The sequence below is a fragment of the Nocardioides gansuensis genome (assembly GCF_003076135.1).
GTDB classification, from domain to species: domain Bacteria; phylum Actinomycetota; class Actinomycetes; order Propionibacteriales; family Nocardioidaceae; genus Nocardioides; species Nocardioides gansuensis.
The window spans coordinates 366,102-388,001 of record NZ_QDGZ01000004.1; the positions used below are offsets into that span (position 1 = coordinate 366,102).

A 21,900-nucleotide genomic window follows, 5' to 3' on the forward strand; every position below is an offset into this window, starting at 1 on the left:
GTGCCCACGACGCCCTTCCAGACACCGGCCTGGCGCGCCGCCGCGGCCGCCACCGGTCTCTTCGTCGACGCGACCGTGGTGACCGACGGTGCCGGGCGCGAGCTGGTCCTGCCGGCTCTGCGACGGCGAGGACCAATGCGGGCGACCGCTTCGCTGCCGCTGGGTTGGGGTTTCGGTGGCATCGTCGCGCCCGGAGGGGGTCCGACCGGCGCAGACGTCAGGGCGGTCGTGGACGAGCTGGGTCGCCGGGGCGTTCGACTGGCCCGCCTGCGGCCGCCGCCGGAGCAGGATGCGGCCTTCGCGGGTTCAGGTGTGTCGTGGAGCCTGGTGCGCGAGAACCACTCCTACGAGATCGACCTGAGGCGGGGCCGGGAGGCAGTGTCGGCCGCGTTCGCGTCGTCGGTCCGCCGCGCGGTCCGCAAGGCCGAGAAGTCGGGGGTGATTGTCGAGAGGCGTAGTGACATGGAGGCGGTCGAGGAGTTCCACCGGTTGTACCGCCTGTCCGTCCTGCGCTGGGCGGGAGAGACCAGGCTGCCCGACCGAGTCGTGCAGGTGCGGGCGATGCGCGCGGAGCCGCTGGGCAAGTACCGCGCGGTGCTCTCCCACATGGGCGACGACTGCGGCGTCTGGCTGGCGCACCACGCGGGTGCGGTGGTCGCCGCCCTGGTCGTGCTCTCGCACGGCGGCGAGCATGCCTACTGGCGTGGTGCGATGGATGTCGAGCGGGCCGGTCCCGTCCGTGCCAACGACCTCCTCCAAGTGTCGGCGATCGAGCACGCCAGGGGATCCGGAGGGGACCGCTACGCCATGGGTCTCACAGCCCCCGGGTCAGGCCTGGCCCGCTTCAAGAGCGGTTTCGGCGCCGAGCTCAAAGTCAGTCACGAGTACGCGATCGAGCCGGCGTGGCGTTCTCTGCTCCGGGAGAGTGCGGGGCAGGTCCTGGTCCCGCTACGGGGCTGGGCGTCGGGCCCAGCCGGATCGTGACCTCGGCCACTCCCAGCACCAGGGTCTCGGTCAGCAGCCAGCTCGTCGCCACGGCGAGCGAGCCGCCGCCCATCTGGAGCCACAGCGCCGACATTCCGAGCATCGAGACGCACGCCAGCGCCTGGAGCGCGACGACTGTCGCGATCCTTCGCTCGACCCGTAGGTAGGCCAGTCGGAGCAGCAGGAGCATCCGGGGCACGGCCGCCAGGCTGAACACCACCAGCGCCCACCGGGCCTCGCGGTACTCCGCGCCGAAGATCGACAGCAGGAGGTCTGCGAGCAGGCAGGTGGCGGCGACGGCGGGCAGGAGGAGGAGGAGCCCGCGTCTCGCGGCCGCGCGGCGGTAGCTGTGCGCCAGGTCCTGGCGGCTTGCCCCCTCGACCAGGAACGAGGACGCGGTGCCGGTGGCGATGAAGTCCAGGGCGGTGCCGACCGTCCAGGCCACGAAGAACACCGCGCTCTCTGCCGGTCCTACTGCGGCGATGACGAGCAGCGGCAGTGCCGTGGTGGATGCGTGTGAGAGCAGCGTCCCGACGTAGTCGCCGCCCACGAACCTGGCCATCTCCCGGACCGCGGGCATCTTGGGGTCGCGGACAGGGGGGCCACCTCGGAGCAGCAGCTTCGCAAAGATCAGCCAGTTGACCGGGACCAGCATGATCAACATCGAGACGACCCACGCCGTGAGGATGCCGTAGTCCGCAAGCGTCGAGGCCAGGACCACGAGCAGCGCGAGCTTGAGCAGGCCGAACACCACGTTCTCGATCGGCACCCACATGGTCGCGCGGATCCCGGTCAGGGCTGCGTCCTGCAGCGAGAACACCACCCACGTCACGACGCCGACCAGGAACAACGCCGAGATGCCACCGTCCTGTAGGAACGAGACCTCGCCGGACACCTGCGGCGCGATGAGGAGGAAGGCCGCCCCTGTCAGGAGGCCTGCCACTCCGGCCACCGCGTAGCTGATGAGGATCACCCGCCGCTCGCTGCCTCGCGACACGGGGAGGAAACGCATCAGCCCGACCGAGAGGTTGAGCTGGGAGGCGTTGCACATCAACAGCATCGCGGCGATCGCCGCCGAGGCACGGCCGACCGTCTCGGTGTCGTACAGCCGCGCGGCAACCGCCCAGAACCCCACTCCGAGAGCCGACGTGAGCACGGTCGCAGCCATCAACGCATACGCGTTGCGGAACATCGTCTGCTCCCCGGTCATGTCCGAATCCTGCACGCGGGACCGGGTTCTCGCCACCGCTTCAGGGAAGCCGGAGGCCCAGGAGAGCCGGTCTCCCCAATATGGGGCATCTGCACTTTAGGTGAACTTCCGGCCAACACGCTGCGTGTGAGCATCGAAACGCCCAGACACCTCCTGGTCCCCCGGTGCGCGACGCATGAGGCATCGCGACGAGAAGACCAAGGCAGGCGTGGGGATGAGACGAGGGGAGGCATTGTGGAATCGACCAGAGACACGAACGGCGACAGTCCTCGTGTGCTCGGCGTTCGGGACGTCATGGCAGCACGCCGCGCCCGGCGCGATCGCGTAGCACCGCGGGTCAGCGTCGTGGTTCCGACACGCAACGAGGCGAGCAACCTGCCGCTCGTGTTCAGCCGCCTGCCCCATGACCTGCACGAGATCATCGTCGTCGACGGCCGATCGACCGACGGCACCGTCGAGGTGGCGCGCACCCTGCGCCCCGACGTCCGGATCATCAGGCAGACGGGCAAGGGCAAGGGTGACGCGTTGGCCCTCGGCTTCCTGCACGCCACGGGCGACATCATCGTGACCCTCGACGCCGACGGCTCCGCAGATGCCGCGGAGATCCCCCGGTTCGTGGCAGTGCTGGTCGCTGGCGCCGACTTCGCCAAGGGGTCCCGGTTCCTACAGGGCGGCGGCAGCGCCGACATCACCGCAATCCGATCCCTCGGCAACAAGGCGCTCTGCGCGGTGGCGAACCACGCCTACGGCGCCCACTTCACCGACCTCTGCTACGGCTACAACGCCTTCTGGGTCGACTGCATCGACTTCCTGAGCAGCCCCTGGCCGTGGTTCGGCGGGGACGACGCGGCCGACTACGGCACCGGCTTCGAGGTGGAAACCGTCATCAACGTGCGCTCGGTCAAGGGCGGACTGGTCGTCTGGGAGGTACCGAGCTACGAGTGCCGGCGCCTGCACGGCTCCAGCAACCTGCACGCCGTACGGGACGGCTTGCGCATCGTGCGGACGCTGTGGCGGGAGAGCCCCGGGAGAGCGTCGCGACGGGCGCGGCCCAGCGGGTGTCCGACCGGCATGTTGGAGGGCATCCTGCCGACCGCCCCCGTCGAAACGTCCCTCGGCGGGCCCAGCCAGCCGTGGGCGGTCATCCCCAAGCCGAGGGGGGCGGAGTTCGTGCCCCTTGTGGCGATTCCGCCGGAGGAGCCCTTCGAGCCGGCCTCCGGAGCGGAACATGTTCACTGACGCTCGGCAGGCACCCACGAGCGTCGTCATCTGCTGCTACACGATGGAGCGCTGGCCCGACCTGGTGGAGGCAGTGGCCGAAGTGGACCGCCAGGCCGGTGGCAGGGCGGAGATCGTCGTGTGCGTCGACCACAACGACGCCCTCCTCGAGCGTGCGCGGGAGGAGCTTCCGCGCGCGACCGTCATCGAGAACATCCACGAGCGAGGACTCTCCGGGGCCCGCAACACCGCGGTCGAACACGCGTCAGGGGAAGTGCTCGTCTTCCTCGACGACGACGCCGTCCCTGGACCGGGCTGGCTGCGCGCGCTGATGGAACCCTTCGCCGACGGCAAGGTGGCCGTCGTGGGTGGTGCGGCCGCCCCGGCCTGGCCGCGCCTCCGTCCGGGCTGGTTCCCGCCGGAGTTCGACTGGGTGGTCGGCTGCAGCTATGTCGGGCTCCCTGTCCGCCGAACGGCGGTGCGCAACGTCATGGGCTGCAACATGGCCATCCGTCGGGATGTGTTCAAGGCCGGCTTGCGGTTCTCCCCGGCGGTCGGGCGGACCGGGAACGACACAGCCGGGTGCGAGGAGACGGAGCTCTGCATCCAGGTGCACCGGCTCTGGCCGGGGGTGGCCATCGTGCTCGAGCCGGAGGCCGTGGTTCGGCACCGGGTGCCGTCGAACCGGTGCTCGTGGTCGTACTTCGCGCGGCGCTGCTACGCGGAGGGCCGCTCCAAGGCCCGTGTCTCCGCTCTCGTCGGCCAGCAGGACGCCCTGAGCACCGAGTGGGAGTACACCCGGCGCACCCTGCCCCGGGGGTTCGGCCGCGGCCTGCGGGCGGCGGTCGCTGGGGAGTTGAGCGGTCTCGGCCGCTCTGCGGCGATCCTGGCCGGGCTCGGTATCACCTCTGCGGGCTACGCCCGAGGGAGGTTCGTGGGATGAGGCCCCTGCCGATCCTGCTCTACCACTCCGTGGACGACGAGCCGCACCCCGACGTGGCCCGGTGGTCGGTCACGCCCCAGCAGTTCGCCGAGCACATGGCGGTGCTCCGGCACGGCGGCTGGAGCACCATCACCCTGACCGACCTGGTCAGGCTGACCGACGCCGGTGCAGCGCTGCCGGACCGTTGCGTGGCGGTCACCTTCGACGACGGGTTCGAGGACGTGCTGACCCGAGCGATGCCCGCGATGGACGGCATGGTCGGCACCGTCTACGTCACGAGCGGGTGGCTGCGTGGTCGGCCCGGGGACGACAGCGGTGCGCCGGGACGCATGCTGGCCCCGCGACAACTTCCCGAGATCATGGTCAATGGCTGGGAGGTCGGCGTCCACGGCCACCGTCACGTCGCCCTGGACGCGGTGTCCCGATCGACGGCGTCGCGGGACATCGGCGACAGCAAGCACTTGGTCGAGGACGCGCTCGGGGCAGCGACGACCAGCTTCGCCTATCCCTACGGCTACCACGACAGGCACGTCCAGCACCTCGTGCGCGAGGCCGGCTTCGGACACGCCGTCGGCGTGAAGAACGCCCATACGCACGCTCACGACGACCGATACGGGATCGCGCGGATCACGGTCGAGCGTGGGATGACGGCGAACTGGCTGGAAATGACGCTGGACCAGCCCACGCCACGGACCGCCCCCCACAGGGAGCGGCTGAGGACGACGGGCTGGAGGCAGGTGCGTCGCGCGAGAGCGGCGTTCATCGGCACCGCATAACGCGTAGGTGCCCACATCAGGGGAGACACGATGGGAAACACGGAACCACCCGCCGGGCCGTGGCCGGTGCTGGTCATGCAGATCGACCTCGACCGACCGCTGCCGGCACTGCCGGACCGGACCACAGCCGGGGCTCGTTATCGTACGGCGCTCGTGACGGCCAGGCTTCACGGAGCGCCGGTCGCGGTCGCTCAGGTCAAGGTGACGCCCGGCGTGGCTACACCTGCGGCACTACTGGCCGCGCTGCTGTGGCCCAGCATCGCGAACGAGGTCAACACTCACCTGCGCGAGGACGGACTCGCGGAGGTGACGATGCTCGATCCGTGGCAGGGCCTGGGGAACGACACGAACGGTCGGGGACCGGCCTGCCAGCGCTTCTCGACGGCGGGTCTCGCCGGCGACGACGTCACGGTCGTGATCCCGACGGTGGGCACGTCACCGGTGCTCGGTGACCTGGTGAGGAGCCTCCTGGCCCTCCCGACGAGGCCGGCCGCGATCGTGGTCGTTGACAACGACCCGGCAGGGCGCTTCGTGGGGCCGCGGCTGGAGCGGGAGTTCGCCGACGAGCCCGTGCTCGTCGTGGCCGCCGGTCGTCGTGGTGCGGCGCACGCGCGCAACGTGGGCGCCGCCGTGGCCGAGACGCCCGTGGTGGCCTTCCTCGACGACGACGTGGCCGTGGACCCGGGGTGGCTCGGGGGGCTGCTCCGCGGGTTCGGGCGAGACAGCCGGGTGCGGTGCGTGACCGGGCTGATCATGCCCGCGTCGCTCGACTTCCCGGCCCAGGTGCGCATCCAGCAGTTCGGTGGCTTCGACAAGGGCGCCACCCCCCGGCTCTTCGACCTTGCTGAGCACGCCGCCCCTCACCCGCTCTACCCCTACCTTCCCGGCATTTACGGGTCGGGCGCCAACTTCGCGATGCGTCGCGAGGTCTTCGTCGCGCTCGGTGGCTTCGACGAGCGGCTCGGACCGGGCACGGCGACGCGCGGCGGCGAGGACATCGACCTGCTCATGCGCACCGTCCTCGGGGGCCACATGCTCGCCTACGAGCCCCAGGCGATGGTCCTGCACCACCACCGGGCGACCGACGTGGACCTGCGGAGTGCGGTCTTCGGGTATGGGCTTGGTCTCGGTGCGGTCCTCTGGAAGCAGACCGCCGGTCGGGAGACCAGAAGGGAGCTGGCCCATCGCGTGCCGGAGGGCGTGCGGTACCTGCTGGGCAGGTCCTCGCCGAAGAACGCGCGGATCCGAGGAGAGGCCTATCCCGCCTCCCTCCGGATGGCAGAAATCGCCGGGATCGTCTCGGCCCCGCTCGGCTTCGCACGGTCGCGCAACCACTCCTCGATGTCGTGACGTGACGTGACCGCCGACGTCCTGCAGCGGGAGGCTGACACGAAGGTCCACCGCGGACGGCGTCCGCGATGGACCCGCATCCAGCGCGCCCGCAACCCGCGGCCAGGCGCCCCCGACGCTGCCGGTGGCAACGTGTCGGACCGCACACGGCTGGGGTGGTTCTCACGGTTGCTGGCAGGGGTCGTTTCGGCGGCGTCGAGCGGCGTGGGGCTCGGCGTCGGGTTCGGCGCCGGGCTGACCCTCGGCCTGCTGAGCCTGCGGGTGAGCTCCGCCCAGGACATCGGTGACTACGGCCTGATCCAGGCGCTCGACGCCAGCTACTTCATCGCGCTGGGCGTGCTCAGCCTCTCCTTCGTCGCCTACCTGACGCGGGCGCACGCCATGCCTTCACTGGGCGTCCTCTACCTCGGCGGGCTCATCGTGCTCGTCGACGCGGCCCCGCTCCTGATCGAGGGACAGCCCCGGTTCCAGGTCACCTACCTGCACGCGGGGTTCGCCGAGGCCATCATGCGGAGCGGCGAGACCTTCCCGTTGCTTGACGCGCGGTTCTCGTGGCCGGGCTTCTTCGCCCTCTTCGGCTACCTCAGCGAGGCCGCGGGCCTGTCCGACACCATGCCCCTGGCCGTGTGGTTCCCGTTCATCGTCAAGGCGCTGTGGCTCGCCGCTATGTGGGTGGTGCTGCGCCGACTCTTCCACGACGTGGCGGTGTGCTGGCTCGCGCTCTGGATCTTCCAGATGGTGGAGTGGAGTGGCCAGTCCTACTACTCACCGCAGGCCCTGGGCGTCTTCGTCTACCTGGTCTGCGTCGCGGTCCTCGTCGTGGCCATGGACCCTAGGGAGCGACCGGGGCCGAGCGGCCGAGCGGCGGTGGCGGTCGCCGTCGTCTCCTACGCGGCCCTCGTCGTCAGCCACCAGCTGACCCCGTTCATGGTGATCTCGGCTGCCGGTCTCCTCGGTGTACTCGGCCTGACCCGTGCGAGGTCCCTGTGGGTGCTGTTCGGCGTGGTCTTCCTCGTCTGGTTCAGCTTCGGCACCTCGGACTACTGGGCGGGACACATCCACGGCCTGCTCGACGACGCCGGCCAGGTGTCCAGCACCGTCGAGGACAACGTCTCCGAGCGCCTCGCGGGCAACGCTGCGCACGAGCGGGTCATCTACTCCCGCATGGCGATCAGCGCGCTCGCCGCCGGGCTGGCGGGTCTCGGCTTCCTCCTCGCGTGGCGACGGCGACGGCTGGATGTGCGCGTCGTCGTCCTGGCCGGGGCGCCGGTGGGAGCCCTGCTGCTGCAGAGCTATGGCGGTGAGGGGCTGATCCGCGTCTTCCTGTTCATGCTGCCGCTTCTGGCCGGTGCCGCTGCCTTTCTGCTGCTTGCCGGCCGCCGGCCGGTCACCCGCGGCCTGGCCATGGTGGCCACGGCAGTGGTGCTGGTGGGGCTCATCCCGCTCTCGATGCTCGCGAAGTACGGTGGCGAGTCCTACGAGTCCGTGTCCGCCAGCGAGAGGCGGGCTGCGGCGTGGGTGCACGCCCACGCCCGCCCCGGCGACATGGTGGTGAGCATCGCACCCGCGGGCTACCTCCGTGAGCGCCGAATCGGCGAGGTCGACTACGCCCCCGCACTGGACAGGTTCCAGACCGGCAACCTCATGAGCGTGCGGCTCCTGATGGCCGAGCACGAGGGCCGGAGCTTCCTGGTGCTGAGCCAGAGCCAGTACGCCTACGGCAACCAGATCAGTGGCCTGCCCAAGGGATGGGAGACCGAACTGCTGGCCGATCTCGAGTTCTCCGATGACTTCCGCCTCGTGCACCGTGACGGTTCGTCCCGGGTGTACCTCCTTGAGGAGGCCGACGATGCTCCGAGCTGAGCGCCTGCACCCGGCCCCCGCCGCTGCCCTGCTCATCGCCAGCGCGTTGATGTGCTTCGCCGACGACATGTCGTCAGGGCCCCGGGCGGCCCTCGTGGTCGGCTACCTGCTCCTCGCACCCGGCTACGCAGTGCTCCCGTTCTTCGGCCGCGAGCACTGGCTGCTGCACGCCCTCCTCGCGCTCTCCTTCGGTATGGCACTGGCAGTCGGCATCGCCACGGCTATGAGCGAGACCGGCTGGTGGCGCGTCCAGGTCGGCGTCAGCGCGACCTGGGTGCTGGTCGTGGGCGCGGTGGTCTGGCGCAGCTGGAGGAACCGAAGCGCCGTCGCGCTGCTCGTCAGGAGGGTCCGGTGAACGCCGTGGTGTGGACCGTCGCAGTCTGGCCCGGGCGCCTGGCGCCGGAGCCGGCCGGGGCCGCCGGCCTGGCCCTGGGGCTCCTGGTCATCGTCGTCCTGACCCTCCACCAGGTCCGCGCCGACTGGCGCGAGAAGCTGCCGACGGGCACGGACTCCGGGCGCAGGCCCCAGCGGGACGCGGAGTCACGTCGGCTTCACTGGGCATCCACATCGGTGCTGGTGGCCGCCCTCGTCGTGGTCTTCGTCGAGCGGATCGTGGTGCTGGCATGATCGCCGCAATCCGGCCCAGGGTCGCCCCGGTCACGACGACCAGTCCGATGACGGTCCCGCTGCTGCTGCTCGGTACGGGTGCCGCCGCGGTGCTTGTCGACCTCCCCGCAGCGAGCGTGGTGCCGGTTGGGGGGCTTCTTCTCTGGGGTGTCCGGGAGGCGGGGTGCCGGTCGACCGCCCGACGGGTCTGCGGTCATGCCTCGACGCTGATCGCCCTCACGTTCGTGCTGGCGGTGTCGACCCCGGTCCTCCTCCCGGCCGCTGTGGACCAGCTGGTGCTCGCCGGGTTCGCCGCGATCGCCCTGGCGGCGGTCCTCGCCTCCTCCCCCAGCGCGCGTGCCGCGCTCCGGCCACGTCGGCCCGAGCCGGGCGACCTCGCCTGGCTGGTCGGCGGGTTCGGCACGGCGCTCCCGGTGGGCGTGGCGGTCATGCCTCTGGGGGCCCGTGCGACCGTCCTCGAGCTGTCGGCGATCACGGCTCTCGTGGTGCTGGTGCCAGCACTGTACGAGCTGCTCTACCGCGGGCTGCTGATGCACGTGGCCGGAGTCTCCCGGCAGGGGGTGGTGCTCGTCGCGCTCGCCCAGGGCCTCGCCACGGTTCCGCTCTTCGGGTGGTGGGGCCTGCTGGCCGGGACGCTGCTCGGCGCCGCGTTCGGCTACGTCCGGGTCGGGGGCGGCTGGCAGGCCTCCCTGTGCGCGCACTGGGGTGTCGCCTTCGGTCTCGCGGCCCCGGTCCTCATGGGGGCGGGGGTGATCGCGTGACGATCGCGGAAGCGCACGGCGCGAGCACCGCCCCGGGTATCGAGAGCCTCGGTGTGCTGCATGGCCACGGCCTCAGCTACGCCGTCCTGCGGCCGCCGCACGGCGCCGGTGACGATCTCGACGTGCTGGTCGCTGCGGATGACCTGGAGCCGGCTCTCGGCCTGCTGCGATCCCGCGGGCTTGTCGAGGAGCCGGCCTTCGGGCGCGGCACCCACCGGTTCCTGGTCGGTCTCGAGGGCGGGAGCTTCGTCCGGCTCGACCTCGTCACGTCGCTCGACTTCGGGCCGCTGTCGGTGTGGTCCTCCGGGATGGCGCAGGCCTGCCTCGCCCGGGCCGCTGCGAGCGCCGAGGACGTGCCGCGGCTCGACCCACGCGACGAGTTCTGGGTCACGCTGCTGCACCTGCTCGCCGACGACGGCACCGAGCCGCGGGGATCGCACCGTCTCGTCCGGCTCGCCGGTCTCGCCGAGGCCGTGGCGGAGGACCCGGTGGAGGCCTGGCACCGCGTGGTGTCGCCGCTGCTACCCCGCTCGGTCAGCCCCCTCGACGTCGTCCGTACGTGTGCCCGTCACGACTCGAGCGCGTTGGCTGAGGCGCTCTGGACTCTCCGGCCCGGTGTGCGCCGGCGGTGCCTGCGGGAGGTGCTCGACGCAGGTGCGGCGCGGCCGATCGTCTCCCTGGTCATGCTCCGGGCGACGGAGCGGCTCCGTCAGTGGCGTGGACGGCGGGGCCTGCTGGTGGCGGTGCTCGGGCCTGACGGCGCGGGCAAGTCCACGCTCCTCGAGGCCATCGGCCGCGCCTGGCCCTGGCCGCACGAGCGCATCTACTTCGGCCTCTGGCCCGACGCGTACGGCTCGTCGGCGGTGGTGAAGACGCTCTGGCCGCTCCGTCGCCCTCTCCGGGCCGTCCGCCGCTACGGCATCGGCTGGCTCGGCGGGGCGCGGGGCCGCCTGGTGCTGTTCGACCGCTACGTGTACGACGCGGCGGCGCCACCCCGAGGGCGGTTGCAGGGCCTCAAGCGCCTGTACTTCGGGATCCTGCTGCGCTGCGTGCCCGCACCGGACGTGGCGGTGCTCCTTGAGGCCCCGGGTGAGGTGCTCTATGCGCGCAAGGGCGAGATGAGCCCCCAGGTCCTCGACGACAACCGGGACGCGATCGCCCGCCACGTTCAGGCGGTGCACCGCCGCACCGGCCGTCCCCGAGTGCTCGTCGTCGATGCGACCCAGCGCCCGTCCGCCGTCGCCGACGAGGTCGTGGCAGCCATCTGGGGGATGGCGGCCGAACGACTGCAGGGCAAGAACACTGGAGGGAAGCCATGAGAACCGCATCGAGCGCCCTGGACACGGGCTCCTTCGTCCTGGAGCGGATCCGGGAGCATCCGCGGCGACGTACGGAGCGCGAGGAGATCGTGCAGACCGCCCGCGAGGCGTACCTGGCCGCGGGTGGCCGGTCACCGACCGGCGGCGAGTGGGTCTGGAACGCGCACCGGGTGACGTGGGTGCGCAAGGACTGCGTGGTGAAGGTCTCCCGCTCGTCGTACGGCGAGTCGGCACTGCGCCGCGACCTGTCGGTACGCACCTGCATCCACGCACGACCGGCCTGGGCGTCCTGGCGGCCGATGGTTGCCGGCACCCTGGGGGAGTACCACAGCCTGGACCGCTTCGCCGTCGTCGAGGAGCGGCTTCCCGGCCCCTCCCTGGTGGCCCTGGCACACGACGAGAGGGTGATGGCGCGCGTGCGTGGCGAGGTGGCGCAGATGCGTCACGCTACGGCGCACGAGGTCGAGGCCGACGACTGGCTGTACCCGTGGTTCTTCGGCCCCTCGGCCACGGTGGCGACCCTGCTCGGGCGCTGGGGCCAGCGTCCGGCGGCTGAAGCGGTCACGCAGTGGGCCTTCGATGTCGCGATGTCGATCGAGGGCAGCGTGTGCCGGGTGGTCCTGGTGCACGGCGACCTGTGGCCCGGCAACATCCTCCTGCGACCAGGCACCGTCCCAGGGATCATCGACTGGGACCAGGCGTCCTTTCACGACGCGGCCCTGCACGACCTGCTGCACCTCACGCTCTACCCGCTCAGCCAAGAGCGCAAGGAGGACCTCGGGCTGCTCCTCCGGCGTCTGCTCACCGACCGTGATGACGCGACGGAGCTCCGCGCGGCTCTTCGGAGGAGTGGAGTCCACGAGGTCCTCTGCGACGTCGGCGTGACCGAGCGCGATGCGCTGCTCTGGTACTGGCTCCGCCATGTCGACCGCATGATCCGCGAGCCCGGTCACGCCCACAACCCACGTTGGGTCAGGAACAACGTCGTGGTTCTCGCGACCACGCTCATTCAGGAAAGAGAAACGAGATGACACGACACTCGAAGGGCGCGCTCGCGCGCCTGGTCACCCTGGTCCTGGCCGTGATCGGCGCTGGGCTGATGCCTGTCACCACAGCGGGCACCGCGCACGCCGCGCCCGGAGACGTCGGCTACGCCGACTTCAAGTACGGCGCGGGACTGACGGGCGACTTCATCGACCCGGACAAGTCACCCACGGCGTCCAAGCCACAGAGCAAGCTCTGGTTCGCCCAGGGGCAGTGGTGGGGGGTCCTCCAGGTCCCCAACACGACGACGACCACCATCCACTCCTTCAACGAGAGCACACACCAGTGGACCAACACCGGCGTGGTCATCGACAACCGAGCGGCGCCCACCCACGCCGACGTGCTCTGGGACGCCGCCAACGGCAAGCTCTTCGTCGCGTCCGCCGGCCGGGACGGCACCTCCAGCGGGATCCGCGTGTCGCGGTTCCGTTACGACACGGCCCAGAGGAAGTACGTCCCAGACGGTCTGGCTACGGGTGCGCTCAACAGCGGGGGTGTCGAGGCAGCCGTGATCGCCAAGGACACCACCGGTCGCCTGTGGGTCGCGTACACCGCCAGCGCAGCCATCGGGCGGAATGTGCGGCTCGTAGTCAGCAACGGTTCAGCGGTCACCGGCTCGACGGCCTTCGGGACGCCGTTCAGCCCGCCCGTGGAGGGGACGGCCGTCACGGCCGACGACATCGCCACGATTGTCGCCCACGACGGCAAGGTATCGGTCGTGTGGAGCAACCAGAACGCCGACCTGGCCGGTCACACGGCCGTCTACGCTGCCCAGCACCCTGACACGGCGGGACCCCTGGATGGCTGGAGCACCTCCCAGAAGATCTTCACCGGGGTCAACGCCGCCGACGACCACATCAGCCTGTCCGGCGTGGAGGGCAGTGCGTCCGGGAGTGTCTTCATGGTGATCAAGGAGGCGCAGGACAACCAGCCCACCCCCGACAGCGAAGGCCTCGTGCGACTGCTGGTGCTGCGGCCCAGCGGCGTCTGGGAGAACTACGTGCACAGCACCGTCGGGGACGACATGACCCGACCCATCATCCTGCTGGAGCCGAGCAAGGGACTGGTCCACGTGTTCGCCACGAGCCCGGTCGCGGGGGGAGTCGTCTACCGCAAGACCACGTCCATGGCCAGCCCTTCCTTCCCCACCGGCAAGGGCGAGCCGTTCATCAAGCTGGCTGCTCACAGCTTCGTCAACAACGCCACTTCGATGAAGCAGAACGTGACTGCCGACTCAGGCATCCTCGTGCTCGCGTCGGACCAGAAGACGGGCCACTACGTCCACAACTACGTGCCTGGCACCGTGCCGACGGCGAACTTCACGTTCACCCCGCAGACCGGGCCGGCTCCGCTGGCGGTGACGTTCACCGACACGTCGACGAAGTCACCCTCGAGCTGGGCGTGGGACTTCGGGGACGGCGGCACGTCGGCCGAGCGGAACCCGACGCACATCTTCGCGACGCCGGGGACCTACACGGTCACGCTCACGGCGACGAACGTCGTCGGGTCGTCGAGCCCCAAGACAGTCAGCGTCACAGTCCACCCGGCCAAGCCTGTCGCGAACTTCACGTTCAATCCGCCGACCGGACCTTCACCCCTGGAGGTGACGTTCACCGACACGTCGACGGGGCCGCCGTCGAGCTGGGCGTGGGACTTCGGGGACGGCGGGACATCGACCCTCCAGCACCCGACGCACGTCTTCACGAAGGGCGGGACCTATGCGGTCAAGCTGACCGCGTCGAACGTCTCTGGGTCGAGCACGAAGACGCTCAACGTGACGGTGAATCCGGCCAAGCCCGAGGCGGGCTTCACGTTCACCCCGCAGACCGGGCCTGCGCCGTTGACGGTGGCGTTCACCGACACGTCGACAGGACCGCCGTCGAGCTGGGCGTGGGACTTCGGGGACGGCGGGACATCGACCCTCCAGCACCCGACGCACGTCTTCGCGAAGGGCGGGATCTATGCGGTCAAGCTGACCGCGTCGAACGTCTCCGGGTCGAGCACGAAGACGCTCAACGTGACGGTGAATCCGTCCAAGCCTGTGGCGGACTTCACGTTCACCCCGCAGACCGGGATTGCGCCGCTGGCGGTGAAGTTCACCGACACGTCGACGGGGCCACCGTCGAGCTGGACGTGGGACTTCGGGGACGGCGGGACATCGACCCTCCAGCACCCGACGCACGTCTTCGCGAAGGCCGGGAGCTACGCGGTCAAGCTGACCGCGTCGAACGTCTCCGGGTCGAGCATCAAGACGGCCACGATCACGGTCGCCGCGCTTCCCGTGGTGACCGAGGTCCCGGCGGTGCCTCTCGTGGTGCCCAAGGTCCCGGTGGTGGTGGTGGACAAGCCGGCCACCGCCTTCGCGACCTCGCCCTACGTTGATGCCGCGTGGCACACCACGACACCCGCCGGTGAGGTGGACGACTACGACGTGCTGGTGCGGAAGATCAGCTCCGCCCGTGGTGCAAAGTGGGCGAGCAGGCTCATGCTCGACCACCAGGACACCAGCCTCCGGGTGCCGGGTCGTGGCGGCTTCACGTACTGCCTCCGGGTTCGGGCGACCAACGTCGCCGGTGTGAAGGGGGCATGGTCGAAGGCACGTTGCACAGCGGTGCCGCTCGACGACAGCAAGATGTCGCGCAGCGGGGCGTGGCGCGGAGTCGCCGGCGAGCAGCACTACATGGACAGGGCCCTGACGACGCGTGACCATGGCGCGACGCTCGCCCGGACCGTCACCGGAAAGCGGGTGGCCCTCTTCGTCACCCGGCGCCCGGGCGGCGGGCGGGTGCTGGTGTTCGAGGGCGACCGCCTGGTCAAGAGGGTCTCGCTGAGCAGCAAGGAGACCCGGACCATGCAGCGCATCACGATCGCTTCCCACAAACGGGTCACCACCGCGCGCTACCGCGTCGTGGTCGTGTCCCGGCACAGGCCAGTGATCATCGACGGCATCGCCGTCTCCCGCAGGTAGGCAGACCAGACGAGCCGGCCCCGGCCCCAGCACCGGAGTCAGGGCCGGCTCTCCCGACAGGCATCAGGCAGAAAGACGCCCCATGACAAGCAAGACTCGCACTCTTGCATCGGAGGGTTCCCTGGCCATGCACTTCATGTGCTTGGCAGCGATCCTGATGGCGCTGCTGCTCGTCCCTCGAGCAGCGGTGGCGGCGGAAGGTGACGTCGGCTATCGCGGCTTCGCCTACGGGTCGGGGGCGGGGTCGGGTTGGGTCGACCCCGACCTGTCGCCCACCGCGTCCAAGCCGCAGAGCAAGCTGTGGTTCGCCCACGGCCGGTGGTGGGGCGTGCTCAACGACCCGGCCTCCAACGACTTCCGCATCCACGCGCTCGACACGTCCACCCAGCGATGGGCCGACACCGGAGTGCTGGTCGACTCCCGCAACGGCAGCCGGGCCGACACACTGTGGGACGGTTCCAACCTGTATGTCGCCTCGCACCTCGCGTCCGGCTCGTCGGTCAGCAGCGGCGTCCAGGTGACGCGCTACAGCTTCGACAACGGCTCCTGGAGTCGGGACGCAGGCTTCCCGGTCACCATCAACAGCGGTGGTGTGGAGGCCGCGGTCATCGCCAGGGACAGCACGGGAAAGCTCTGGGTCACCTTCACGCAGAGCAACAAGGTGCAAGTGGTCGTCGGCCAGCCGGGTGGCCTGAGCTGGGGCACACCGTTCAGCCCGACCGTCCCCGGTGTGTCAGTCACGACGGACGACATCTCCAGCGTGGCGGCGTACGACGGGCGGATCAGCGTGGTCTGGAGCAACCAGATCGACGACTCGGTCTATGCCGCCACCCACCTCGACTCGTCGCCCCCCGCGACGTGGGTCGGGGCGAAGAAGGTGATCGCCGGTCCAAACGAGGCCGACGACCACATCAACATCGCGAGCGTCGCGGGCAATGCCGCCGGCAAGCTCTTCGTAGCTGTCAAGACCGGCCAGGACGACGTCTCCGACAATGCGAGCGCACCGCTGATCAGGCTGCTCGTCCTCGGTACGGACGAGGTGTGGCGGCAGTACGTGCACAGTCGGGTGCGGGACGGGCTGACGAGACCCATCGTGCTGGTCGACAACCAGAACAGCATGCTCCGCGTCTTCGCCGCTGGGCCGAACACCGGTGGAGTCATCTACATGAAGGCCACCCCGATGGGCAGCATCTCCTTCGGTGACGGGCGCGGCGAGCCCTTCATCCGCCTCGCCTCGGACAAGAACATCAACAACCCGACCTCGACGAAGCAGAACCTCACCGCAGCCAGCGGCCTGGTCGTCCTCGCGTCTGACCAGGTGACCGGACGCTACGTCCACAACACGATGTCCCTGGGCTCACCACCACCACCGCCGCCGGCGGGGCCGGTGGCGGCCTTCTCGGCCACGCCGAGGTCGGGTGAGGCACCGCTGCCGGTGACCTTCACCGACGAGTCGACCGGTTCGCCCACGTCATGGGCGTGGACGTTCGGAGACGGCGCGACGTCGACGGCGCAGAACCCGAGCCACACCTACGCCGCCCCGGGCACCTACGACGTGTCGCTGACGGTGACCAATGCCAACGGCAGCGACACCGAGAGCCGCGCCGGGCTGATCACGGTCGGTTCCTCGGAGCCCCCACCGCCCGCCGGCGCCTACCAGGACACCGTGACCGCGGACGCTCCCGTCGGCTACTGGCGGCTCGGTGACTCCGGCACGGCGGTCTCCGCGGTCGCGGGACCTACGGGCAACGCAGTGGGCGGGGTGACCTCCACGGCCGGGGCGCTCGTCGGCGACACCGATGCAGCCCGGGCCTTCGACGGCTCGACCGGCTACCTCTCGATCCCGAGCTCGACCGGGCTCAACGTCACCGGTGACCTCACCGTCGAGGCGTGGGCCAAGGCCAACGCCTCGCAGAGCGGGGTCGTGGTGCACAAGGGCGGGTCCAGCGGCTACAGCGTGTGGCAGTACCGGCTCGCCATGACGTCGGGCGGGCAGTGGCGAGGGACGGTGTTCGTCGGCAGCAGCGCCTACGCGGTGACTGCACCAGGGTCTGCAGCCCTCGGCACCTGGACGCACCTGGTCTTCACCCGCAGCGGAAGCACCCTGTCGATGTTCGTCAACGGAGCCCTCGTGGCCACCTCGACCGCGCCGGGAACCCTCAACACCACGACCGCGATCCTGGGCATCGGGCGCGCCGGTGGCAGCGCGACGGGCTACTTCAACGGCAGCATCGACGAGGTGGCGGTGTACCCGCACGCACCCTCGGCCAGCACGGTGGCCACGCACTTCTCGGCCGGCAGAGGAGGAGGCTCCTAGACCCGCGGTCGCCCAGGGCGGCGGCTCCCCACGCGGACGCACCGCGCGCGTCGACGCGGGGAGGTGGGTGGCTCGCAGTGCTCCCGGTCTCCATGTCCTCCCCTCGCGGAGCTGGGGGCGCTGCGAAGCCACGGCCCGCCGCGACCGCGAGCAGCCCAACAACACCCGGTGGTTGGCTAGTCTCCTCGCATGAGCGCATCTCTCGGCCGCCGCCGGGCCCTGACCGGGGCCGCCGCCGTCACCCTCGGGCTTCCGGTAGTGGCCGCCTGCGGCAGCGACTCGTCCGGCAACGGTGCTGACACCGCGACCGGCACGAGGAGCCCGTCCTCCTCCCGGACCGGCGGGACCGGGAGCGGCGGGTCCGCGGGCGCGGCCCTGGCGAGCACGGCCGACATCCCGGTCGGCGGCTGCGCCGTCTTCGAGGGCGAGAGCGTCGTCGTCACCCAGCCGACCGAGGGCGACTTCAAGGCGTTCAGCGCCACGTGCACGCACCAGGGGTGCTCGGTGAGCTCCTCCAGCGACGGCGACATCCCGTGCAACTGCCACGGCAGCCGCTTCTCGCTCGTGGACGGCTCGGTGATCACAGGCCCGGCGACCTCGCCGCTCGGCGAGGTCGCGATCAAGGTGAGGGGCGAGAGCATCACCCTCGCCTGAGCTGTGCTCGCCCGGCGCCTCACCGGCGGGGACGCTGTCCCCGGCCGCCCGTAGGGTGGGGACGTGGCGTCACCGAGCAGCTATCGACCCGCGCCCGGGTCGATCCCCACGCAGCCCGGGGTCTACCGCTTCCGCGACGCCAAGGGCCGGGTCATCTACGTCGGCAAGGCGAAGAACCTGCGAGCCCGGCTGTCGTCCTACTTCCAGGACGTCGGCGGCCTGCACCCGCGCACCGCCTCGATGGTGACCACCGGTGCAAGCGTCGAGTGGACCGTGGTGAAGACGGAGGTCGAGGCGCTCCAGCTGGAGTACAGCTGGATCAAGGAGTTCGACCCGCGGTTCAACGTGAAGTACCGCGACGACAAGTCCTACCCCTGGCTCGCGGTGACCGTGGGGGAGGAGTTTCCCCGGGTCATGGTGGGCCGCGGCGCGAAGAAGCGCGGCACCCGCTACTTCGGGCCCTACAGCCACGCCTGGGCGATCCGGGAGACCGTCGACCTGCTGCTGCGCGTGTTCCCGATGCGCTCGTGCAGCAACGGCGTCTTCACCCGCTCCCGCCAGATCGGCCGGCCGTGCCTGCTGGGCTACATCGACAAGTGTGTCGCCCCCTGCGTCGGCAACGTGACGGCCGAGGAGCACCGCCGCATCGTCGACGACTTCTGCGACTTCATGGCCGGCAACACCAGCGCCTTCGTCAAGCGCATCGAGCGGGAGATGTACGCCGCCTCCGAGGCGCTCGACTTCGAGAAGGCCGCCCGGCTGCGCGATGACCTGGCCGCCATGCACAAGGCACTCGAGAAGCAGGCCGTCGTCCTGCCCGACGGCACCGACGCCGACATCATCGCCCTCGCGGAGGACCCGCTCGAGGTCGCCGTCCAGATCTTCCACGTCCGCGGTGGACGCATCCGCGGCCAGCGCGGCTGGGTCGCCGACCGCACCGACGAGGGCGGCACGCCCGAGCTGGTGCAGGACTTCGTGCTCCAGATGTACGCCGGGGACCCCGAGTCCATCCCGCGCGAGGTCCTCGTCCCGGCGCTGCCGCCGGACGCCGACGTCCTGGAAGAGCTGCTCGGCGACCTGCGGGGGAGCAGGGTGACGATCCGAGTGCCGCAGCGCGGCGCCAAGCTCGACCTCCAGCAGACGGTGGCCAACAACGCCGGCCAGGCGCTGGCGCTGCACAAGACCAAGCGGGCCAGCGACCTCACCACCCGCAACCGGGCGCTCGAGGAGATCCAGCAGGCGCTCGGCCTCGACGAGGTGCCGCTGCGCATCGAGTGCTATGACATCTCCAACCTGCAGGGCACCGAGGTGGTCGCCTCGATGGTGGTCTTCGAGGACGGGCTGGCCCGCAAGGGCGAATACCGGCGCTTCGTGATCCGTGGTGTCGACGGCCAGAACGACGTCGCGTCCATGCACGAGGTGATCACCCGGCGGTTCCGCCGCCTGCTCGACGAGCAGGCCCGCTCCGAGCAGCGGGTCACCGAGGACGGTCCGATGCTCGTCGATCCGGAGACAGGACGGCCCCGGAAGTTCGCCTACTCGCCCGGACTCGTGGTGGTCGACGGCGGCCCGCCGCAGGTCGCCGCCGCACAGCAGGCGCTCGACGAGCTCGGCATCGACGACATCCCGGTCTGCGGGCTGGCGAAGCGCCTCGAGGAGGTGTGGCTGCCGCGGCAGGAGGACCCGGTGATCCTGCCGCGCACCTCAGAGGGCCTCTACCTCCTCCAGAGGGTCCGCGACGAGGCCCACCGCTTCGCCATCGCGCACCACCGTTCCCGGAGGTCGAAGTCGATGGTCGAGAGCCTCCTCGACGACGTGCCCGGGCTCGGCGAGGTGCGCCGCAAGACCCTGATGAAGCACTTCGGGTCGCTGCGCAAGCTGCGCGCGGCGGAGGTGGAGGAGATCGCGCTGGTGCCTGGGATCGGTCCGCGCACGGCGGCCGCGATCAAGCAGGCCGTCGCGGCGTCGGACGCGACGCGCAAGACTGTCTCCCCGCGGGTCAACACCGCGACCGGCGAGATCATCGAGGAGGACTGATGGACCAGGCGATGCCAGTCGAGCCGTCCCAGCCGGCTGAGCTCGTGATCGTGACGGGCATGACGGGCGCCGGCCGCAGCACTGCCGCCAAGGAGCTCGAGGACCTCGGCTTCTTCGTGGTCGACAACCTCCCGCCCACCCTGGTCCGCGACGTGGTGCGGCTCGTCGACGACAGCCGCGGTGTCAACCAGCCGATCGCCGTGGTCGTCGACGTGCGCTCGGGCTCGTTCTTCGACTCCCTGCAGGCCAACCGGCACCAGGGGGTGACCGGGCGTCCCACGACGCTGCTCTTCCTCGAGGCGGTCGACGACGTTCTCGTACGCCGCCAGGAGGCCGCGCGGCGGCCGCACCCGCTCCAGGGCAGTGGCCGGCTGCTGCACGGACTCCAGCGCGAGCGCGAGGTGCTGGCCGACCTGCGCGGCGACGCCGACGTGGTGATCGACACCTCCAACCTCAACGTGCACCAGTTGACGGACCGGATCGCCGAAAACTTCGGCACGCCGCAGACCACACGGCTCAAGGTCACCGTGGTGAGCTTCGGCTTCAAGTACGGCATCCCGGTCGACTCCGACTTCGTGGCCGACATGCGCTTCCTGCCCAACCCCCACTGGGTCCCCGAGCTTCGTCCCATGACCGGACGCGACGAGGAGGTCGCGTCGTACGTCAAGGAGCGCCCTGGCGCCCAGGACTTCCTCGACCAGTACCTCCCTGTCCTGGAGACGGCGGCCAAGGGCTACCTCAACGAGGGCAAGCGGTTCCTCACCGTCGCCGTCGGGTGCACGGGAGGCAAGCACCGCAGCGTGGCGATGACCGAGGAGATCGCGGCGCGGCTGCGCGCCCGTGGCTACGACACCCGGGCCACCCATCGCGACCTGGGAAGGGAGTGAGCGTGCGGGTCGTCGCCCTCGGTGGAGGGCACGGGCTGCACGCCTCGCTCAGCGCCCTGCGCCAGGTGGCCTCCGACGTCACGGCGGTGGTCACGGTCGCCGACAACGGCGGTTCCTCCGGCCGCCTGCGCGGCGAGTTCGGGGTGCTGCCGCCCGGAGACCTCCGGATGGCGCTCGCCGCGCTGTGTGGCGACGACGAGTGGGGCCAGACCTGGGCCCAGGTGCTGCAGCACCGCTTCGACGGGGACGGCGAGATGCGGGGCCACGTCGTCGGCAACCTGCTCATCGTCGGCCTGTGGGAGCTGATGGGCGACCACGTCCGGGCGCTCGACTGGGTCGGCCGCCTGCTCGGCGCCCAGGGCCGGGTCCTCCCCATGGCGGTGACGCCGATGGACATCACGGCCGAGGTGCGCGGCCTCGACCCGGCCGATCCTGCCCGGCTGACCTCCGTGCGCGGGCAGGTGGAGGTCGCGACGACCGACGGCGAGATCGTGTCGGTGAGCCTGGACCCGGCGGACCCCGAGCCGTGCGCCGAGGCGCTCGAGGCGCTCGCGTCGGCCGACTGGGTGGTGCTCGGTCCGGGGTCGTGGTTCACCTCCGTGATCCCGCACCTGATGGTGCCGCGGCTGCGTCGCGCCCTGGAGGCCACACAAGCCCGGCTGGTCGTGGTCCTCAACCTCGAGCCGCAGGCGGGGGAGACCATGGGCTACGGCCCGGAGGACCACCTCGGTGCACTGTTCGAGCACGCGCCCGACCTGAAGGTGCACACGGTGCTGGCCGACTCCGGCACGGTGCGCGACCGCGACCTCCTCCACCAGGTGGTGGCCTCCGCCGGCGCCGAGCTCCTGGTCTGTGACGTCGCGGCCAGCGGCGACTCGGCGCGGCACGACGCCGACCTGCTCGCCGACGCCTTCCGCCGGATCATGCTGGGCGCCTGAGGCC

Annotated in this window: 18 protein-coding genes; 17 read left to right on the plus strand and 1 reads right to left on the minus strand. The window is 70.6% G+C overall.

From position 1 onward, the window contains the following. Positions 1 to 984 carry a GNAT family N-acetyltransferase gene (locus tag DDE18_RS11285; RefSeq protein WP_133241212.1) on the plus strand — a complete coding sequence of 328 codons (984 nt, stop codon included), beginning with the start codon at positions 1 to 3 and terminating at the stop codon, positions 982 to 984. Here the strand turns inward: DDE18_RS11285 and DDE18_RS11290 are convergent. Then, positions 875 to 2,194, minus strand: coding sequence for a lipopolysaccharide biosynthesis protein (locus tag DDE18_RS11290; RefSeq protein WP_116572351.1), 1,320 nt, complete (start codon positions 2,192 to 2,194; stop codon positions 875 to 877). The genes DDE18_RS11285 and DDE18_RS11290 overlap by 110 nt on opposite strands. 294 nt (positions 2,195 to 2,488) lie before the next feature. On the opposite strand from DDE18_RS11290, the gene DDE18_RS11295 reads away from it, so the two are divergent. From DDE18_RS11295 to DDE18_RS11370, 16 genes are all read left to right on the plus strand, one after another. Continuing rightward, the gene (locus DDE18_RS11295; protein WP_116572485.1) at positions 2,489 to 3,433 is read left to right on the plus strand and encodes a glycosyltransferase family 2 protein; all 945 of its coding nucleotides are present in this window, start codon (positions 2,489 to 2,491) and stop codon (positions 3,431 to 3,433) included. After that, positions 3,423 to 4,355: a glycosyltransferase family 2 protein gene (locus tag DDE18_RS11300; RefSeq protein ID WP_116572352.1), complete on the plus strand. Its 933-nt coding sequence runs from the start codon at positions 3,423 to 3,425 to the stop codon at positions 4,353 to 4,355. The genes DDE18_RS11295 and DDE18_RS11300 overlap by 11 nt, the downstream gene beginning before the upstream one ends. Continuing rightward, positions 4,352 to 5,131 carry a polysaccharide deacetylase family protein gene (locus DDE18_RS11305; protein WP_116572353.1) on the plus strand — a complete coding sequence of 260 codons (780 nt, stop codon included), beginning with the start codon at positions 4,352 to 4,354 and terminating at the stop codon, positions 5,129 to 5,131. The genes DDE18_RS11300 and DDE18_RS11305 overlap by 4 nt, the downstream gene beginning before the upstream one ends. Positions 5,132 to 5,161: 30 nt before the next feature. After that, positions 5,162 to 6,481: a glycosyltransferase family 2 protein gene (locus DDE18_RS11310; RefSeq protein WP_116572354.1), complete on the plus strand. Its 1,320-nt coding sequence runs from the start codon at positions 5,162 to 5,164 to the stop codon at positions 6,479 to 6,481. 6 nt (positions 6,482 to 6,487) lie between these two features. Then, positions 6,488 to 8,344: a hypothetical protein gene (locus DDE18_RS11315; protein ID WP_116572355.1), complete on the plus strand. Its 1,857-nt coding sequence runs from the start codon at positions 6,488 to 6,490 to the stop codon at positions 8,342 to 8,344. After that, positions 8,331 to 8,699, plus strand: a complete 369-nt coding sequence (locus DDE18_RS11320) for a hypothetical protein (RefSeq protein ID WP_116572356.1) — start codon at positions 8,331 to 8,333, stop codon at positions 8,697 to 8,699. Before DDE18_RS11315 ends, DDE18_RS11320 begins: the two co-directional genes overlap by 14 nt. After that, a complete protein-coding gene (locus tag DDE18_RS11325) occupies positions 8,696 to 8,971 on the plus strand; it encodes a hypothetical protein (RefSeq protein WP_116572357.1) in 276 nt (91 codons plus the stop codon). Before DDE18_RS11320 ends, DDE18_RS11325 begins: the two co-directional genes overlap by 4 nt. A gap of 47 nt (positions 8,972 to 9,018) precedes the next feature. Then, the gene (locus DDE18_RS11330) at positions 9,019 to 9,732 is read left to right on the plus strand and encodes a hypothetical protein (protein WP_133241213.1); all 714 of its coding nucleotides are present in this window, start codon (positions 9,019 to 9,021) and stop codon (positions 9,730 to 9,732) included. Next, a complete protein-coding gene (locus DDE18_RS11335) occupies positions 9,729 to 11,051 on the plus strand; it encodes a nucleoside/nucleotide kinase family protein (RefSeq protein ID WP_116572359.1) in 1,323 nt (440 codons plus the stop codon). Before DDE18_RS11330 ends, DDE18_RS11335 begins: the two co-directional genes overlap by 4 nt. After that, positions 11,048 to 12,082, plus strand: coding sequence for an aminoglycoside phosphotransferase family protein (locus DDE18_RS11340; protein ID WP_116572360.1), 1,035 nt, complete (start codon positions 11,048 to 11,050; stop codon positions 12,080 to 12,082). The genes DDE18_RS11335 and DDE18_RS11340 overlap by 4 nt, the downstream gene beginning before the upstream one ends. Then, entirely contained in the window at positions 12,079 to 15,063 is a 2,985-nt protein-coding gene (locus tag DDE18_RS24005) for a PKD domain-containing protein (protein WP_116572361.1), read from the plus strand. The genes DDE18_RS11340 and DDE18_RS24005 overlap by 4 nt, the downstream gene beginning before the upstream one ends. 82 nt (positions 15,064 to 15,145) lie before the next feature. Continuing rightward, positions 15,146 to 17,380, plus strand: a complete 2,235-nt coding sequence (locus DDE18_RS11350) for a LamG-like jellyroll fold domain-containing protein (RefSeq protein WP_165821127.1) — start codon at positions 15,146 to 15,148, stop codon at positions 17,378 to 17,380. Between the two features lie 189 nt (positions 17,381 to 17,569). After that, positions 17,570 to 18,034 carry a QcrA and Rieske domain-containing protein gene (locus DDE18_RS11355; protein ID WP_116572362.1) on the plus strand — a complete coding sequence of 155 codons (465 nt, stop codon included), beginning with the start codon at positions 17,570 to 17,572 and terminating at the stop codon, positions 18,032 to 18,034. Positions 18,035 to 18,097: 63 nt separating this feature from the next. Continuing rightward, positions 18,098 to 20,071, plus strand: coding sequence for an excinuclease ABC subunit UvrC (uvrC, locus tag DDE18_RS11360; protein ID WP_116572363.1), 1,974 nt, complete (start codon positions 18,098 to 18,100; stop codon positions 20,069 to 20,071). Next, positions 20,071 to 20,958 carry an RNase adapter RapZ gene (gene rapZ, locus DDE18_RS11365; protein ID WP_116572364.1) on the plus strand — a complete coding sequence of 296 codons (888 nt, stop codon included), beginning with the start codon at positions 20,071 to 20,073 and terminating at the stop codon, positions 20,956 to 20,958. The genes uvrC and rapZ overlap by 1 nt, the downstream gene beginning before the upstream one ends. Next, positions 20,955 to 21,896 carry a gluconeogenesis factor YvcK family protein gene (locus DDE18_RS11370; RefSeq protein WP_116572365.1) on the plus strand — a complete coding sequence of 314 codons (942 nt, stop codon included), beginning with the start codon at positions 20,955 to 20,957 and terminating at the stop codon, positions 21,894 to 21,896. The genes rapZ and DDE18_RS11370 overlap by 4 nt, the downstream gene beginning before the upstream one ends. The last annotated feature ends 4 nt before the right edge of the window (positions 21,897 to 21,900 follow it).